This is a genomic window from Domibacillus mangrovi, assembly GCF_001906925.1.
GTDB lineage: Bacteria > Bacillota > Bacilli > Bacillales > Domibacillaceae > Domibacillus > Domibacillus mangrovi.
This window is the reverse complement of record NZ_MRWQ01000005.1, coordinates 65,529-81,604: the sequence shown is the minus strand read 5'-3', so window position 1 is coordinate 81,604 and position 16,076 is coordinate 65,529. Positions and strand designations below refer to the sequence as shown.

Sequence of the window (16,076 nt, the reverse complement as noted above, 5' to 3'; positions counted from 1 at the left end):
CTCAGTGCAATTCTGATATCTGCGGATGTTTTGTTTCCGGCGTATCAATAAGAATCAGTCGGACTGTTTCTTTTTTGCCGTCTATAGTAACTTTAATTGTATCACCATCTACTACACTATTAACCGTAGCGGCAATTAAACCGTCAGGAAGGGTAAAAACTTCTATAGATACCGGTGTTGCCGCCATAGCATCTTCCTGTTCTTCTAATTCCGTTTCTTTAGCGGCTAAATCTTTTTCACGTTCTTTAAGAGCTTTCTCTTTTTCGTCTAACTCTTCTTGCTTTTTCTGCTGTTCTTGGGAGACTTCATTTACATTTTTAGAATCAGAAAAAGAAGGTGGAATAAGAAGGAGAAAGATCCCTGCCGCGACAACCAATCCAGGTTTTGAAACCTTGTTTCGTCCTTGTCTTTTATTCCGAAATTCATAAATACCATAAGCAAGAACATCTAGACCTATTAAGGTTTTGGACGCTTGTCAGTGTTCAAGGAAACAAGACGTATACATTTCCTGACGGCTATATCTTGGGGGCAGGAAAGACCGTTTACGTGACTTCAGGTCCTAATGCAAAAGAACAGCTGCCAACTTATATAAAATGGACAACGGCGAATATATGGGCCAACAGCGGTGATCCAGCACATCTATATGACAATGCTGGAGAAATAGCGAGTGGGATGGATTAATGAGAGCAGGACTCTATACTATTGATTCTATTGAACAAGGCCTAGTAAAGTTATTGTGGCGTGTAAATGAGTCAGTGGAAGAAGTTATTCCATTTGAAAAATTAGGATACTCAGCAAAAACAGGGGATCTAGTTGAAGTGAAATCAAAAGATAATGAGTTAGTCTTTGAGTATTAGTAAGACAAAACAACAGCTATCAAAGAGCAGACAAGAAAGTTAAAAGAAGAACTGCTAAAAAGAGACCATTAAAAAGAGCCGTATCAGTTGTTATAATAAAGAAGTTAGGGGTTTCAGCTAGCAAAGTAGCTACATGGTCTTCCAATTTGATCAATAAACTGTAAAGGGGTACGAGGATGAAAACATCCAAAACACATATCGGTAGCGTGGCAGTGTTCCTTCTTCTCGCAGTAGGTTGTGATGACAAACCACATACGGATACCGGTGTGTCGGATTCTGATGTTGAGAATACCGTGAAAAACGAAGCTTCAAATGATGAGGTTCATACAGGCAGTGCTATAATCGAGTCTACGGGAGATATTATTATTGATATCCAGTCTGGCATTGGCGAGTTCAAGCCTTTTAGGATGCTGAATGATTCTAATATTTATGAAGAAGTGAAAGGTATCCTTGGTAATGCGGATTGGGAGACAGCAGAAGTAAACATGATTAGACCATCTGATTATCGATTTGAGGTTATAAATAATGAGGCCAAAGAGAAATCAGTATCAACTATTTACTATCTATGGGTAAGTCCAGGCGCTAAAAATGTTGAGCTTGTCGCTGAGGGTAAATCGTTATACGTCCAGTTGAATAAATCAGACTCGGAAAAGCTGTTTAAAATTTTAACAGATAAACAGTTGTCAGATCATGTGATCATCAGAAAATTAAGGCCATAACGGGAAATCAGACCTCTCTTGCAGGGGGCTTTTTTATGCCATTAGACACCACATTTAAAATCATCAAAACGGCCATATGAAGTTTGAGAGTTTAGAACATCCTATACTCTAATTCAGTGACTATGTCAATAGGTTTAACAAGTTATGAGTTCATGGGACATTAGGCTACGTAAGCCCGATCGAATATAAACGATTGTCTCTTAAAAAAGTTCACTGATTTAGTGTTAATAATCCAAATTTTAAAAAGATAAAAGGAGATATAAGTATGTATATTTGGAATATAAAAGAGTTGGCACAGGCGCTAAAAGAAAGACGTATTACCGAAAAGTCGAAAAGAACATATTTGATTGTAGGGATTGCTTTGCTGGCATTGGGAGTGCTATCGTACCCATTCCTGTTGGACACCAAAGGGAACAACGCACTGGACACGATAGATATGATGATCACTATAGTGTTCACACTTATCGGGATATACGCCGTGTACAAGATCAATCAGAGAGGGGACGGCCAAGATTTTTGGCTTCGCTACTTGAGTTTATTTATCCCCCTGACACTTCGGGTTTTTCTCATTGTGTTTGTGTTGACGTTCATCGGTTACATGGTACTTCCTCTTAGCGATGAAACAAACTGGTTCGACCTTTTCGTTTCCATCGGGACGGAGGTTTATTTCCTAGGGATGATGGTGAAGTATTTTAAATATACTATCTCACTTTTGAAGAACTTCGCGAAGTCGTACGCACAAATAAACTGGATTACCAGATTATCGGAAATCGAAAAGACGAGTACAAATTTTATGAAAAACTAACCCCTCCACGTGTTATCACGTCTGATGGTGAAATCATTGTAGGTGAGTACAAACGAGAAAACCTCCCAGCTGAAGCTATTGTAGGTCTACCTGTTTCTTCTGGAGTTATAGAGGGACGAGCACGTGTCATCTTAAACATGGAAGATGCTGATCTAGAAGAGGGAGATATATTAGTCACCGCCTTTACTGACCCTAGCTGGACACCATTGTTTGTATCCATAAAAGGCCTAGTCACTGAAGTTGGTGGACTGATGACCCATGGAGCAGTTATCGCACGTGAATATGGCTTGCCAGCAGTTGTCGGGGTGGAAAATGCCACCAAAATAATAAAAGATGGGCAACGAATTCGCGTACATGGAACTGAAGAGTATATTAAAATATTGTAATTGCTGAATACGTTCAGATTTAATAGAGTTGCGAGGTGAAAAAGATGCGAAAAGTAAAATACACAGAATTCAAATATCCAGATGCAAAAGGGAAAGTTATCTGTCCTCAATGTACATTTGAGCAGAATCTTCCTGCAAAATCCTCGGTACAAATATTTGGAAGGTTCTTACTCATGAGAAAACTTAACACAGTAACAGTTTAACCAATTAAGGTAAATTTGTGAAAAAGAAATAAAAATTTCTTATGAGTAGAGTTTAAGCCTACTTTGCAATTGAAGTTGGATAATCAACTTGTCCAGTTCTTCGCTATACTTAAGGGTTTCACAATTATCAAGTCCCTTTTCAATACCAGTGGCTATCATCAACTTACGGATATTCTGAATTCGAATGGATAAGTCATTCAAATTCGATTGAGTGGATAACATGACATTTCTCCTGTGTAAATTAGATCATTTTTTAAATGCAACAGGAAGAATCATAAGGTATTTCAATGTAAATGACAATATATTCGACAAAAGTTCTGGAAATATGACACTTTTTGTCGAAATGAAGAAAAATATAAAAAGCTAGGAAAAGTCCCCGGCCTTTAAAATATTGCTCGCAACTCTATTTTAACAGACTGGTGGCGTCCTGTGGTATGAAGATTAACTGTGAAAAAATGCCAGCTGAAATTAATTTGATGAGCAATAAAACAATGTACGTGGTGAAGGACGGTCAGTTGATCCCGCATGAGCTGCCGGATTACGGTGAAACAGTCATCATCACGATGGGTGGCAAGGTGGATCGTCTGGAGACTAAACAGAAACCGAAAGTTTAATCAACAGTGGACCAAAACAGTTGAGTAATCAAACGAGACATTGTTGATATCTCCTATGAAAGAAGATCAATCCCATTCTTCGGGTTCGTGAATGATCTCTATCACTTGTTTTTTGATATTTATTTTTTGCTTGAAGTCAAAGGTATTACTATGAGTTTCGAAAGTGTCATTCTCAATAGAAAAAGTCACGACAGCTTCATTCTCATGATCTAGAACAGCAAATTTATTTTTATCATCCTGGCTTGTATATAGTGAATACGATTTATGGATTACAAGAGTCCAATTGTATGGCAATGAAACCTTTTTTGTTTTCATAGTTTCTCTCCTTAAGTTTAAAAAATTATTAATGCACAAAGTGACCAAAAGAGGAAAAGCGCCAAAGCTCACTAGATTAAAAAAGATATTAGTTCATTTAAATGCATAATGAAATAATCCATAATACAAAGGACCAATTGTCACGATAAGGATAATAACGATAAAAATATTTCTGAAAGGTTGGGGCATGTCATCGAGTGTTTTATCACCGTTGTAATATTTACTGTTGAAGCTAAAGATGACATCCCAGAGCAAAGCACCTACAAATATAAATTTCCATATAAATGGATTGAGGATTTGATTATCCGTGACGTATCCAAATAAACCAATCCAAGTAATAATAGAAACCACAAAATCAATTTTGGCAGGCGTGGTTTTATAACTGCCTTTAACAAGAAATCCGATGGAAGAAACAGCCAAGATACCTAAATAGATTGTCCAAAAAATATGTATCATTATTCAAATCCTTTTCTTGATGTTAAACCTATTATACAAGTTTTGAAATCAAATAGAAGTATATTAGTAAATCAATAGCAGAGATATTTAATGAGAAAAAGCTGCTAAACAGTACGATAATATCGCAATATAAAAAGCCGGGTTTCCACCCCGACTTTGAAACACCGGACATTAACATAGCAAAATGCACCGGATAATAAAACTATCTCCAATTAATAAAAGGTTATACCAAAAAACTGAGGGGAGCCAAAGCCCTCGGTCGGTAGGGTGAAACTGTCGTATAGAGGAAGGATCCTCACACCGTAACAGTTTAACCATCCAAGAGAAATTTATGTGCAGCAATCAAAATTATATCCATTCACATGTTGTGCTAAATTATTTAAGGTGATCAGGTGGTGATGGCATATGTCCGCCTTCAATTTCTGAAAAAAGAGTAGAGGTTAGTTCATTCGGTTTATTTTTCGGTTGTTGTTCGGAATTGTTTCTATTTAATTGCGATGTAAGCTTATTAAGCATTTGTTCAATTTTATCAATGTCTTCTCTTGTAGCAAACTTCTTTTTATCAGTAAGTGAGTAACCTAATTGTCCACTAGGCTCTAGAGTAGCCCATTGTACATCTTGTATGTTTTCTATTCCATTTTGACGTAATCGCATTTCAAGCTTATCAACAGAGAGACGTAATTTTTTTAAATTTTTTTCTTGTAATATTCCATTCTCAATCACAACTTTTGAACGGCCAGTAAACAAAGTTTCAGTAAAATCCCATTTCATTTGTAAAAACTCAATTAACATCAAAGTAACTATGAGTATGGATGCGATCACAAAAGTAAACCAAAGATTTTTACCACTTACGGGTTGTATTAAAAGTGTGCCAATTGAAATCATGATAACCGTTTGTGAAATAGTCATTTGGGAGATTGATCTTCTACCTGAAAAACGGATTAATAATATGCCGAAAATGATAATCAACATAGATTTCCATATCCAACTTATATCCATAAATATCACCGCCATGTTTAGTTAGTTTATATAGTATTTGTAAAACAGGTGATTTATATGTGTTCATAATATCCCAACGGAAAAACCGACGGACATCAAACTTTAGAGTAGGTTTACACCTGCTTTAGAGCTTGATGTCTTTTTTATTTATTAACAATATGTGCTGTTGCTTATATAGCTACTTATTTGATATTAAGGCTTATTAAGATTCCAAAGCCGATAGCGAACTTCTTATCAACAGCTGTTTTACTAGTTATTGCATATTATTCATTTATGAATGGTTATATAGTGGGAATTTAAAGCGCTCAGTGATGAGTGTTTTTTCTTTACTCAAAATCAATAAAAGGAGGACAAGATGATGGTCTAATGGCACGCGTTTTGTTATCGAGGGTGCTATTATGTTAGTAGAGAGATATAAGGAATGAGGCACTCACTGATACAGGTGGGTGTTTTTTTGTCGGTATTTGGTGAACGAAATATATGGAATTATGACTTTCTTCCTGGGAGTATATATGTACAGGAGGGGTATTAAATTATGGAGAACCTGAAAGGAAATCACGATGAAAGAATTAATGGTTTATTGACAAGCCGAAGTATGAAAGACTTTACTAGCATTGTTGAAAAATTCGCCTCTTTCTTCGCAGAGTATCAAGGCGATTTACCTAATAGCTTAGTACGTAGAATAAGTGTAAGTTCTGATAAGGAGGTACATTACTGGTTTCAATTTTTCGCGTTAGGGTTAGTTGATGAGGGAGAAACAATCACTGTTAATTTTCGTAGTGAAGAAACAGGAAACGATGTAAACGAAAAAATCGGTGTAATAGGATTCGATGATGGATTTGCTTATATCACTTTTGAAGAGAGTAAGCACAAAAAATTCTATCTAAATGATCAATATATCGATCAACTGTTTCAAATTGCTTATTCCAAGTTAATAAACTAATTACGGAAAGAGCATCCTTCGAGGTGCTATTTTTTATCTTCCGTTTATCGTTATTTGATGAATGATTAAATTAGGTAATTAGTCCTTATTATTGGGGAATTTTGAAGAAAGGAGATGTTGAAATGGAAAAATTAAGATATGAAAACTTTGTAAGAAGTGCTTTGGAGTTTGCTTTAGAAAGATCTGTTAATCGATGGGGGGATCCTGCAACTCTAGCAAATATGGATTATTTTGAGGATAGTATGCTTTCGAGAGTAAAAGCGGCTGTTGCTTATTCAATGGAGATTTATAACGGTCATATTCGTAAAGACGATAGTTTATCAGACGCTGATTACAGTCTTATGGATCAGCTACTTGACTCAGTTATTAATGCACCAAACACCGCTGCGATAAATAACTTGATAATAAAGTATACCAATTTGATTCGTCAGAAGTATATCTCTTAAAATTAAAAATTAAGAGCATCGTTTATTCGGTGTATCTTTGTCGTACGTATGTCGTATATATGAGAAGAAGAAAAATGCTATTCTGGCATCAACGTTTTGTTTTGCAGGAAATTACCTCCTATTGTCGAAAGAATAGGCAAAAGGAGGTGTTACTATGTCACAGGATGTATTGTTAACTAGGTTAAAAGAAGCGGGCGGAAATTACTTAGTTATTGGTTGTAATACGGAAGAAGATATGAATGCTAAATACCTAGCAGCCAAAAAGCTACAAGATGATGGAATAATCGAAATAGTAGACATTGCTAAAAATGAAGACAGTTCATTTAGTATTAAGGCTCGTGTACTATGACGAAAGAATAGTATGGAGCATCCTACGGGGTGCTATTTTTTATGTCCAAAACAACTCAAATATGCAGATGGTAATGTGAGGTGCCCAGCTGATGAGACAAAGTTGTAAAGAATACTTTATTCCTGTTTAATTAATAGGGTAAAGTATCAGTTATATTAAGGATGGTTTTTATGAGACTATGGCATGAAGAATTAATTAGTAAATTACCTAGACAACAATTATTGGGACAACATCGAGAGTGTGCAGCATTAAGGGGAAATGGATGGCGGAAGCCTCATGCAACTGTAGATTACGTTTTTAAATATAGCTATAAGCGGTTATTTCATTATCATTATCTCATCATGTTGGAAATGCAAAAAAGAGGATATAAAGTTTCAGAAGAATGGCTCAATCCAAACTATAGAGGTAAAAAGTGTGAAATGATGAGTGAAGATTTAAAATTTAATTTTGTATCCGCGGAGAAGAATAAAAAGAACATTTATCCGGAACATGATGATAATTATTTACAAGAGTGCTTAGAAAATTTGAAGGAAAAGGGGATTATTATTAAAATCGATTTTTGAAGTGATATATAAAGTCTAGGCATCCTTATGGGTGCTTTTTTCTTTGCTGTAACGTTACAACCAGTGCAGTGAAACAGTGAACGGAATAATCCTTTCATCTAATGCAAAGCAGCTGAATCACTTGTAACGTTAAAACTATCCGTTACAGCCGTTACAAAAGGGAGGGTTTATAAAACAGAAATCGGAGCATATAAAAGTAATAAAAAAATAATAAATATTAATTTATCAATGCCATTAGGACTTGGATACGCAATTCAAAATGGGATAACTGGCGAATCAAAACAAATAAAAAGATTATGGGGGTAATAAATTGAAATTATACATTAAGTTAGATAGTGAAAATATTATAACAGACGCAATAACATATGAAGTACAGGGTTACCTGCTCAGGTGTCAAAAGCGATTTCCACAGCAAGCGGCTTGAAAAACCGCGGACCTAAGTATCGGACAGATTTGGGCTTTTTAAACAATACGAAGAAGTCGGCCATCCTCATAGAAGTGTGCTTTGTTGACTCGTTAGCCGATGCAAAGTTATACAGGGAACACTTTGACGCGATATGTCGCTCCATTGCTGAATCACTGGCCGGTAAAAAACTAACAACCTCATCATCTGTAGCTGGTACTTCATCCGCAAGTACTGTACCAAAAAAGGAGGAAACAATCATGGCAGAACAGTACAAAAAAGACGCAGCACCTTCACCACGGTTTGAAGAAGCAAAACAGTGGGCGAAAGAAAACGGCATTAGCGACGGGACATACCCGCAACGTCCTGTGACGCGAGAAGAAGTATGGTCGATGCTGCATCGGATGAGCAAAGTAAAATAAACAAGAGTATACCCCGGTTACGCGTTTGCGGCCGGGGCTGTTTTTAAATCTACGATCATTATCGGTAAAATCTCAACTTCAATTTCCTGCCAATCTGCAAAATTAATATCTCATTCGTTGAACCAACTAAAGATGCCAGGGTCCCAATCATTTCCGTCATCTACAACACTTCTTGAAATTTCGTCGAAGAAAAGAGCTCCAGTCACTTCTTTTCCCTTACTATTCCAAAGGCGATATAAACCAGGTACTTTAACTGCTGCGAGCAATTTCAATTGATCAGCTCCTTTTCCCTTAAACTATCTCTAGGTATATATATATGCGGAAAAAAATATATATGCTAGAAATATAGAAAAAAGAAGGCGTTTTTAAATATTAGTTAGATAAAAAAGACCGGCCGCAGCCGATCTCACATCATCATTCCGTTACACATATTATGAACCTGATCTGGTGTAGCGGTTAAGATATCTGTCTTTATAGGTTCATCAAGTTGAGCGCATAATTTTATATAGCTCATCATAAACGTATAATCCTTGCTATTGTCCGCACAATCTCTCCAAAATGCAGCTTGTTCTTTGATCTGATCTTCATCCAATTTATCTTTCAAAACTTTTCCTTCGATAAAAAAGAATTCATTAATCATAAAGATCACCTCTAGTGCTAATATACAGAATAAATAAGTCAGACATTTTATAGCTCTGTGATATTTCCATAACTTTTCAGAAAAGGTACGAAAATATGTTACTTTTATGCTGATTATAAAACGTATGTTTGGTTTAGTGGAATTAAAGAAGGGAGCTGCTCAAATGAACGGATTACTGCTTACTTCGTTAGAAGAGACGATGCCGATTGAACTGATGTACATGGCTAAGGATAATATGATCACAAAACGACGAATCATCGTAACGAAAATTAACCAGGATTATATTAAGGCTTACTGCTTTACGCGAAAGCAAAAGCGGACGTTTAAGCTCGAGAACATTTTAGCAGTCGCTAAACCACGGGAAAGACAACGAGAAGCAACGTGAGGTCAGCTCTTTATATAAAGGGCTTTTTTTGTATTTCAATATTATTATAGAAGAAATACGTTATTTATGGTTATAAGTGGAAAATAAAATAAGTATTTTAGGCTAAAACGCTTGCTTTAAATAAAGTCACCCTGAATCTGAGTACATTCCCTTAACAGGTGCATAGGATAACTTTATAAACTGTGAAGGGATTGAGTAAAATGTACTATAATCCTTATATGTATCCATATCAGTATCCTTATTATGTTAATGTACCAATGTATAACAGTGGAAGACATTCTGATTACCTAAATTTTCCTGGTGAGATAGAGCAGGTAAACCGATTTGATTCTTTTCGCTCCTCCAAAGGTAATGAAAGTATTTTGTTAACAGATTATGGGCCAAAACCATTTGTCGTTAATATCAATGAAGCCACGAAGCAAAACAATACGTATCGAACTGCATTATGGACAGGAACACATTTGCAAGTCACTTTAATGAGTCTCAATGTTGGCGAAGATATCGGTTTGGAAATGCATCCTAATGTTGATCAATTCTTACGTATTGAGCAAGGTCAGGGGATTGTCCAAATGGGCGAGAGTAAAGATAATTTAAACTTTAAAAGAAATGTCTATGATGATTCTGCAATACTATTACCCGCTGGAACATGGCATAATCTAACCAATACAGGTAATATTCCGCTAAAACTTTATTCGATATATGCTCCTCCTAACCATCCATTTGGTACTGTTCATGTTACCAAAGCAGATGCATTGGCTACCGAAGAAGGCTACGGTCATGGCAAGGGAGAGACAGTTGTCTTTGGCAAGACTCCAGATGAATGGATACAGTACACAGAATTTTTGGTGAATGAAGGATTAGAGGATGTTAAAAAAGGAATAAATTCTACACACATACTTCAAGAATTTATTCTCATGGGAGTTCTTGTAGGGAAAGGGTATTCTCCTGAAAAAGCATATGAAACGGTAGAAGAGTGGGAACGTACAGGCGAATCAAAACTTCTTCGGCAAAGCAAAAATATGCAAAATTAGAGTAAAATTATTAGGTTAAAAAAAAGAGATATACCAAAAAATGTTAATGGGTTTGTCAGATTGGCAATTCCCTTTCATTTCTACATCATAAACATAATACAAAATATTAAATCCACAATCGTATATGTTAGTACAAGAAGAGCGTGTTTTGGTTAATTTTTTTCAAAATACGCTCTTTTCTTATATTCGTTTATCAAGGTTAATAGCTGTTCCGCTAACTTGTATTCAACAAACGGGCCAGTTTGTTGAGCGACTTCTTTAAAGGAAATTAGTTCGCTATTCAAAATTTAAGTATACTTAAAGTAATCCTGCTTAAGTTAAAAAAGAAGAAATAATAGCATTTATAGTGTAGTGTAATATTTGTATTCGTAAAAAGGAGGATTATACTTTTGAATATTTTAATTTTAGGTGCAACTGGACGAGTTGGAGGTCAAATAGTTAATTATGCTCTTCATGACAGACATCATGTTACTGCATTAGTTCGTACTCCAGAGAAGATTCAAATAAATAATGAAAATTTAACGATTATTCGAGGTAATGTTTTAAATAAAGAGGATATCGTACGTGCAATGCACGGGATTGATGTAGTTATTAGTGCGTTAAATACTGATGGGGCAACAACTTTGTCTGAAAGTATGCCACACATTATCGAAGCAATGGAAAACGAAGGTATACAACGGATTATTACTATAGGAACTGCAGGTATTCTACAAAGTAGAACCACCCCGAATTTACTGCGTTATCAATCAAGTGAATCAAAGCGTAAATCAACCCGTGCAGCAGAAGAACATCATAAAGTTTACGATATGCTTAAACAATCAACACTTGAATGGACTATTGTATGTCCTACATATTTACCGGATGGAGAAAGTTTAGGTGAATATCGTGTGGAACGTGATTTTTTGCCGGTGGGTGGAGTTAAAATATACGTATCGGATACAGCAGAATTTACATATAAGCAGATTGAAAGTAACAATTATATAAAATCACGTGTAGGTATCGCCTACTAATAATATTCTCTTACATTATTACTTGCTGTCATAAGGTAAAATTTATTGTTTGTGAAAAATTGTAATTCAACTAATGGGTTGCGTTAGTTCAAGAAAACATGCAAAATAGACCGATTTTTTCGGTCTTTTTTTTGGTTAAAAATTAACAATAAACTATAACAGAGCCTGTTTATTAAACGTACTTATTTAAGTTATGTCATAAACCCATATTTGGCTGTTTCGCTTATTTACATATGGTACAAGGACAAGTGTAGGCGTACAAGATTGACAATTTATTTGACCAAAAAATGCAAATGTATTTGCAAAGAAACAAAGAGATCTAGGACTAAATATAAATAATAGATGACCAAAATATTTGGGCAAAGCTTGATGGGATTTGAAAGATGAATTTGCTAAACGCTTATAAACAAAGAGTTGTAAGACTAAATTAAATGCTAATGAGAAGTAAACATATATTCTTCAAACAAGTTCATTCTTGAGTGCATGAGCAATACATGAATATGTGAAACCCCTTGAGCAGTCTGACTTTAAGGGGTTTTTCCTATTTTTCAGAAAGAGCCTATTTTTAGCTTGCTCATCTCTACTGCCCGTCGAATAATCGGCCAAAAAGGAATTCTAAATAAAAAGACCGGCCGCAGCCAGTCATACAAGATGCTACTCTGTAATATCTGCAACAGAGCCAATTTCAATTATTACCTCTCCTGGTAAAGGTATGGAGCCACAGCCGAAATGAACAACAGAATATATGTGGGTTATCCCTACGTACTCCTCATCCTTGATCATATTCCCACAATTTGGACAAGTCATAACAATTTTCTCAGCCATGTAATAAGCTCCTTTGTTGATTAACTAATATAATGCTATATACCCATGAAATGTGTAATAGAAAAGAGGGAGATACATTTATTTTTGATTCACGAAAAGAACATTTGTTTTTTTATAATGGAATTAAAGAAAGGGGTTGCTAAAATGAACGGATTACTGTTGAAATCGAAAGAAGAGAAATGGCCAATCGAGATCATGTACATGGCATTGGATAACACGATCACGAAACGACGTATTATTGTCACGAGTATGGACGACAATTATATTAAGGGCTATTGCTTTACGGATTAATCGTATATTACAGCTTTTCCTTGTTCACGTAACTTTTTTAAAGATGTAAGCATATGATTTATATCTTCATCGGAATGTCTTTCCCATGACCTTAATTCAGCTATTATTTTCAAAGGAGATTTAGACCTATAAGAACGTGTTGGGTTTCCAGGAAATCTTTTGTCAGTTAAGTTCGGATCATTTTCAAAATCACCTAATGGTTCTACAATATAAATTCTTTCTTTTGATTTAGATGTTGCTAATTCAGCACCCCATTTAGCAGCATCTAATGTTGCAGTAAAATATATATAATTAGATTTTTTATCTTGGTAATTTGATAAGTGTTGTGGTTCTAATAAATCTCCAATTTTTAGTTCTGCTTTAGTACCATGAAAAAAAGGACCATTATCTAAGACACCTTTTTTGTCATTCATACTGATACACCCCTTATATTTTTAGATTTGTGTATAACAGTATAGTATGGGAAATACCAAAAGAGTAGTCTATAAATAATTTGTAAATAATAGTATAATGTAAGTAGAAAGAATGATATCGAACGACAATTACCTATTATTTACGTTTTAAATGCAGTAAGATCAAAGCTTTAGATGATTTTTAATCAAACATTATGATAAAGATACAGTTGAGAGTGATTTAATAAAGCGTGTTTTAACAAGTTTCAAAATAGTTCGTGGGTATTGCCTCAGATACCCACGAAACACCCACATAAAAACAAAATGTTATAACATAAAATAAAAAGCAACTTGCCCAGAATATTATTTAATCAAGTTTTCTAATGAACATTAACAATCTATAAAAAGCACAAACACGATCCGCACACAAGTTCATCCGTGGGAACGTGAACAATATCTTACAACATTCTAATCAGCTGAACCCCTTGAGCCAACTGGCTTTGAGGGGTTTTTCTTAATTTGGTCAAATACAATATTTTTAGTAGGAATACGGTTTTGACCAAAATTTGACCAAAATTATTTTAAGAACAGTGAAACATACTTTTCATACTCTTCAATGCTTTCTTTGCTAAGACGGTCGCTGACATGCGAATACACATCTGCCGTAATGGCCATGCTGCCATGACCAAGTCGGTCTTGGATGAATTTCATACTTGAGCCAGATTCAAGGAGCATCACGGCATGTGTATGACGTAATGAATGAATGGGCAATTGTTGAAGTTCGGCTTGTTTCAATATGCGTTTAAAAGCGTTGAATAAAGTAGACTTCGGTAAGTAATTTCCATCGATACGGCAAAATACTAAGTTTAAATCATGCTTATAAATATCGTTTAACGTCAGTTTATTGTTGTTCTGCCATTTCTTATGATCGCGAAGCTCATTCATAATGGACTGGCTCATCACAATTTCACGCTTTGAATTATAAGTTTTCGTATCTCCGAATAAACCTTCTTCTGAATCAGCCTGGAAATCAAGCGACTTCGTGATGCTGATCCGGTTTTCTTTTAAATCGATGTCTGTCCATTGGAGTGCAGCAGCCTCACCTTTACGCATACCACTTTCAATTAAAACCTTGAAGAAAATATAGTATATGTAATTGTACTTAAAGGCAGTTTGTAAGAAAGAAGGAACATCCTCTGAACGCATATACTTTAAACCGGTATCCTCTTTGGCATTACGATTGGAGATCGTTGCACCGCGGCAAGGATTCTTTTTCAATTTGCCTAGAACGAGGGCTTTTTCCATGGCGTTGTACATAGTCCCATGGATAATTTCAACCGTACGCTTGCTGTAATCTTGGTTGGTGAGATGATTCAAAAACTTTTGGTACATGATCGGCTTCACGTCAACAAGGCTAATATTTTTGAAGTAGGGGAGAATATGATTCCTCACGTTCCGTTCATGCAGATCATACGTATTTTTCCGGACCGTTTCTTTTTTATATTCAACTAGCCAATTATTTAAATAAAAGGAAAGGCTAATATTTCCTTCGGTTGTTTCAAGACCTTCAGCGATTTGTTTTTCCGCATCTGCAGCAGCCATTTGTGCCTCTTTTTTGGTAGAAAACCCGCCTTTGGACTTTACTTTATATTCTTGTGTAAAGGGATCTTTATACGAGGCACGATACTCCCACTTATTCCCACGTTTTCTGAATGCCGCCATAATCATTCTCCTTTCAAATCTTCTTTACTTGAGCGTAAGGCTAAAAAAGTACTTCTTCAAGACGGCTCAAAGTACAAAGTCACTCTCGCGTTAATGTTCATTAAAGACTGTAAGGAGTGAAATGTACTTAATTGATAATTGGAACATACGTTTCTATTCATTATAAAAGAAAAAACCTGTCTCATAAAGGGACAGGTTGGATGAGAATGGTTAAACTGGTGAATTACGACTCGCAAGCCCAATTATCTTTATCACGGTCATGCTTCGATTCGTAAGCAGGGTGATCGGAAGCGACGCCAGCTGGATAAACTTTTCTCAGCTCTGTGCAGTTCTGATAGGATTCAGATTGAACAACGGGTTCTGGCTCGGGAGCAGGTTCTGGTTCAACAACAGGAATGGGCTTAGTTTCTTCTTGGACTGGAGCAGGTATTGCCTCTGGCTCTTTATTTGATTCAGAATTATAACCATCGTCCGTCACGTAATTTTCAATAGACCAGATCCCGATTGCTTGGCTCTTTGCATCAGCCTGTATTTTTTCAAATTCGTCAAGATACTGCGTATTCGGTGGATATACAGCGACACGAGCTAATCCTTTTTCTAACAGCATCTTATTAAACATCTTATCTCCGACATATACGTAAGCAAGCAGACGGCCATAACGGTCTCGTTCCTCGATGCCAGGTTCGATCTTCACTTCTACACCCGACAGCTGTTCAGTCGTAAAAGTGGATGCCTCGGGACCAAATGGTTGAACATCTTTCTGCGGATGTTTTGTTTCCGGCGTATCGACAAGAATCAGTCGAACGGTTTCTTCTTTGCCATCCATAGTAACTTTAATCGTGTCACCATCCACTACACGAATTACAGTAGCAGCAATTAACCCATCGGGAAGGGAACTAGCTGTTTGTTCCTTATTAACAACTTCTGTCGTTGTCGGAGCAGTGACTTTCTCAGTGGTCTGTTCTTCAGCAGTAGTTTCCTCTTCACTTACTTCCGTTTCTGTAACAGAATTGTTGCTAACCTCAACGTCCTCATCTACATCGAAAAACGCAGTACATCCGCCAACGAGTAAAGCCAACACAACAAGCAGTCCTAGACAACCAAGACATCCTTTGAACAGATTGCTCATTTCTAAAAATCCCCCTTTTAACAATAAGTCATCCATATCGTGAAAATAGTACCATCCAATAATTAAATTAAATACACACCATAGTGTGCTAATTAATGCCTGACTAGTCATTCTATCTATCTTCCTATAAAAAAAGAGGGACATCCACATATTTCCTCCGACAAATTACGA

At 36.0% G+C, this 16,076-nt stretch carries 25 protein-coding genes and 1 pseudogene; 15 read left to right on the top strand and 11 right to left on the bottom strand.

What is annotated here, in order from left to right; translation table 11 throughout:
- Position 1: 1 nt before the first annotated feature.
- On the bottom strand, positions 2 to 376 hold the full coding sequence (locus tag BLL40_RS05555; RefSeq protein WP_073710935.1) for a thermonuclease family protein: 375 nt from the start codon (positions 374 to 376) through the stop codon (positions 2 to 4).
- Positions 377 to 384: 8 nt separating this feature from the next.
- Here BLL40_RS05555 and BLL40_RS17995 point away from each other — a divergent pair, with 8 nt between their 5' ends.
- The 5 genes and pseudogenes from BLL40_RS17995 to BLL40_RS05535 form a co-directional block, all read left to right on the top strand.
- Complete coding sequence (locus BLL40_RS17995; protein ID WP_073710934.1) at positions 385 to 681, top strand: lamin tail domain-containing protein; 297 nt, start codon at positions 385 to 387, stop codon at positions 679 to 681.
- Positions 681 to 857, top strand: coding sequence for a hypothetical protein (locus BLL40_RS17370; protein ID WP_159434198.1), 177 nt, complete (start codon positions 681 to 683; stop codon positions 855 to 857). The genes BLL40_RS17995 and BLL40_RS17370 overlap by 1 nt, the downstream gene beginning before the upstream one ends.
- A gap of 176 nt (positions 858 to 1,033) precedes the next feature.
- Positions 1,034 to 1,576, top strand: coding sequence for a YhfM domain-containing protein (locus BLL40_RS05545; RefSeq protein ID WP_073710933.1), 543 nt, complete (start codon positions 1,034 to 1,036; stop codon positions 1,574 to 1,576).
- Positions 1,577 to 1,841: 265 nt separating this feature from the next.
- Positions 1,842 to 2,381, top strand: coding sequence for a hypothetical protein (locus BLL40_RS05540; RefSeq protein WP_073710932.1), 540 nt, complete (start codon positions 1,842 to 1,844; stop codon positions 2,379 to 2,381).
- A pseudogene (locus tag BLL40_RS05535) lies at positions 2,273 to 2,767 on the top strand (PEP-utilizing enzyme); the annotation flags it as partial. The gene BLL40_RS05540 and the pseudogene BLL40_RS05535, both read left to right, overlap by 109 nt.
- A 242-nt stretch (positions 2,768 to 3,009) precedes the next feature.
- Here BLL40_RS05535 and BLL40_RS05530 read toward each other — a convergent pair.
- Positions 3,010 to 3,192, bottom strand: a complete 183-nt coding sequence (locus BLL40_RS05530) for an aspartyl-phosphate phosphatase Spo0E family protein (RefSeq protein WP_073710931.1) — start codon at positions 3,190 to 3,192, stop codon at positions 3,010 to 3,012.
- A 212-nt stretch (positions 3,193 to 3,404) separates the two neighbouring features.
- Between BLL40_RS05530 and BLL40_RS05525 the strand changes: the two genes are divergently transcribed.
- The gene (locus BLL40_RS05525; RefSeq protein ID WP_073710930.1) at positions 3,405 to 3,584 is read left to right on the top strand and encodes an XtrA/YqaO family protein; all 180 of its coding nucleotides are present in this window, start codon (positions 3,405 to 3,407) and stop codon (positions 3,582 to 3,584) included.
- A gap of 66 nt (positions 3,585 to 3,650) precedes the next feature.
- On the opposite strand, the gene BLL40_RS05520 is transcribed toward BLL40_RS05525, so the two are convergent.
- The 3 genes from BLL40_RS05520 to BLL40_RS05510 all read right to left on the bottom strand — a co-directional run bounded on the left by BLL40_RS05520 (position 3,651) and on the right by BLL40_RS05510 (position 5,354).
- A complete protein-coding gene (locus tag BLL40_RS05520) occupies positions 3,651 to 3,899 on the bottom strand; it encodes a hypothetical protein (protein ID WP_073710929.1) in 249 nt (82 codons plus the stop codon).
- Positions 3,900 to 3,992: 93 nt separating this feature from the next.
- A complete protein-coding gene (locus BLL40_RS05515; RefSeq protein ID WP_245797902.1) occupies positions 3,993 to 4,355 on the bottom strand; it encodes a hypothetical protein in 363 nt (120 codons plus the stop codon).
- A gap of 375 nt (positions 4,356 to 4,730) precedes the next feature.
- Positions 4,731 to 5,354 carry a DUF421 domain-containing protein gene (locus BLL40_RS05510; protein ID WP_073710928.1) on the bottom strand — a complete coding sequence of 208 codons (624 nt, stop codon included), beginning with the start codon at positions 5,352 to 5,354 and terminating at the stop codon, positions 4,731 to 4,733.
- Positions 5,355 to 5,889: 535 nt separating this feature from the next.
- Here BLL40_RS05510 and BLL40_RS05505 point away from each other — a divergent pair.
- The 5 genes from BLL40_RS05505 (at position 5,890) to BLL40_RS05485 (ending at position 8,480) form a co-directional block, all read left to right on the top strand.
- Positions 5,890 to 6,297, top strand: coding sequence for a hypothetical protein (locus tag BLL40_RS05505; RefSeq protein ID WP_073710927.1), 408 nt, complete (start codon positions 5,890 to 5,892; stop codon positions 6,295 to 6,297).
- A 122-nt stretch (positions 6,298 to 6,419) separates the two neighbouring features.
- Positions 6,420 to 6,743: a hypothetical protein gene (locus tag BLL40_RS05500; RefSeq protein ID WP_073710926.1), complete on the top strand. Its 324-nt coding sequence runs from the start codon at positions 6,420 to 6,422 to the stop codon at positions 6,741 to 6,743.
- A gap of 154 nt (positions 6,744 to 6,897) precedes the next feature.
- Positions 6,898 to 7,092: a hypothetical protein gene (locus BLL40_RS05495; protein WP_073710925.1), complete on the top strand. Its 195-nt coding sequence runs from the start codon at positions 6,898 to 6,900 to the stop codon at positions 7,090 to 7,092.
- A gap of 170 nt (positions 7,093 to 7,262) precedes the next feature.
- Positions 7,263 to 7,655: a TIGR02328 family protein gene (locus tag BLL40_RS05490; protein ID WP_073710924.1), complete on the top strand. Its 393-nt coding sequence runs from the start codon at positions 7,263 to 7,265 to the stop codon at positions 7,653 to 7,655.
- A 390-nt stretch (positions 7,656 to 8,045) separates the two neighbouring features.
- Positions 8,046 to 8,480 (top strand): N-acetylmuramoyl-L-alanine amidase, encoded by a 435-nt coding sequence (locus BLL40_RS05485; protein ID WP_073710923.1) that lies wholly within the window; start codon positions 8,046 to 8,048, stop codon positions 8,478 to 8,480.
- A 110-nt stretch (positions 8,481 to 8,590) separates the two neighbouring features.
- Here BLL40_RS05485 and BLL40_RS18110 read toward each other — a convergent pair whose 3' ends face one another.
- The gene (locus BLL40_RS18110) at positions 8,591 to 8,752 is read right to left on the bottom strand and encodes a hypothetical protein (protein ID WP_342743114.1); all 162 of its coding nucleotides are present in this window, start codon (positions 8,750 to 8,752) and stop codon (positions 8,591 to 8,593) included.
- 134 nt (positions 8,753 to 8,886) lie between these two features.
- Positions 8,887 to 9,120: a hypothetical protein gene (locus tag BLL40_RS05475; RefSeq protein WP_073710922.1), complete on the bottom strand. Its 234-nt coding sequence runs from the start codon at positions 9,118 to 9,120 to the stop codon at positions 8,887 to 8,889.
- Positions 9,121 to 9,283: 163 nt separating this feature from the next.
- On the opposite strand from BLL40_RS05475, the gene BLL40_RS05470 reads away from it, so the two are divergent.
- The 3 genes from BLL40_RS05470 (at position 9,284) to BLL40_RS05460 (ending at position 11,546) form a co-directional block, all read left to right on the top strand.
- Entirely contained in the window at positions 9,284 to 9,505 is a 222-nt protein-coding gene (locus BLL40_RS05470) for a hypothetical protein (protein ID WP_073710921.1), read from the top strand.
- 200 nt (positions 9,506 to 9,705) lie between these two features.
- Positions 9,706 to 10,536: a cupin domain-containing protein gene (locus BLL40_RS05465; RefSeq protein WP_073710920.1), complete on the top strand. Its 831-nt coding sequence runs from the start codon at positions 9,706 to 9,708 to the stop codon at positions 10,534 to 10,536.
- Between the two features lie 389 nt (positions 10,537 to 10,925).
- A complete protein-coding gene (locus tag BLL40_RS05460; RefSeq protein WP_073710919.1) occupies positions 10,926 to 11,546 on the top strand; it encodes an NAD(P)-dependent oxidoreductase in 621 nt (206 codons plus the stop codon).
- Between the two features lie 654 nt (positions 11,547 to 12,200).
- Here the strand turns inward: BLL40_RS05460 and BLL40_RS17365 are convergent.
- The gene (locus BLL40_RS17365; RefSeq protein ID WP_159434197.1) at positions 12,201 to 12,371 is read right to left on the bottom strand and encodes a hypothetical protein; all 171 of its coding nucleotides are present in this window, start codon (positions 12,369 to 12,371) and stop codon (positions 12,201 to 12,203) included.
- A 144-nt stretch (positions 12,372 to 12,515) separates the two neighbouring features.
- Here BLL40_RS17365 and BLL40_RS17360 point away from each other — a divergent pair, with 144 nt between their 5' ends.
- On the top strand, positions 12,516 to 12,662 hold the full coding sequence (locus tag BLL40_RS17360) for a hypothetical protein (protein ID WP_159434196.1): 147 nt from the start codon (positions 12,516 to 12,518) through the stop codon (positions 12,660 to 12,662).
- On the opposite strand, the gene arr is transcribed toward BLL40_RS17360, so the two are convergent.
- The 3 genes from arr to BLL40_RS05440 form a co-directional block, all read right to left on the bottom strand.
- Entirely contained in the window at positions 12,659 to 13,075 is a 417-nt protein-coding gene (gene arr / locus BLL40_RS05450; protein WP_073710917.1) for an NAD(+)--rifampin ADP-ribosyltransferase, read from the bottom strand. The two genes, BLL40_RS17360 and arr, sit on opposite strands and share 4 nt — an antisense overlap.
- Before the next feature lie 555 nt (positions 13,076 to 13,630).
- Positions 13,631 to 14,776, bottom strand: a complete 1,146-nt coding sequence (locus tag BLL40_RS05445; protein WP_073710916.1) for a site-specific integrase — start codon at positions 14,774 to 14,776, stop codon at positions 13,631 to 13,633.
- Between the two features lie 223 nt (positions 14,777 to 14,999).
- Positions 15,000 to 16,016, bottom strand: coding sequence for a thermonuclease family protein (locus BLL40_RS05440; RefSeq protein ID WP_245797901.1), 1,017 nt, complete (start codon positions 16,014 to 16,016; stop codon positions 15,000 to 15,002).
- Positions 16,017 to 16,076: the final 60 nt, after the last annotated feature.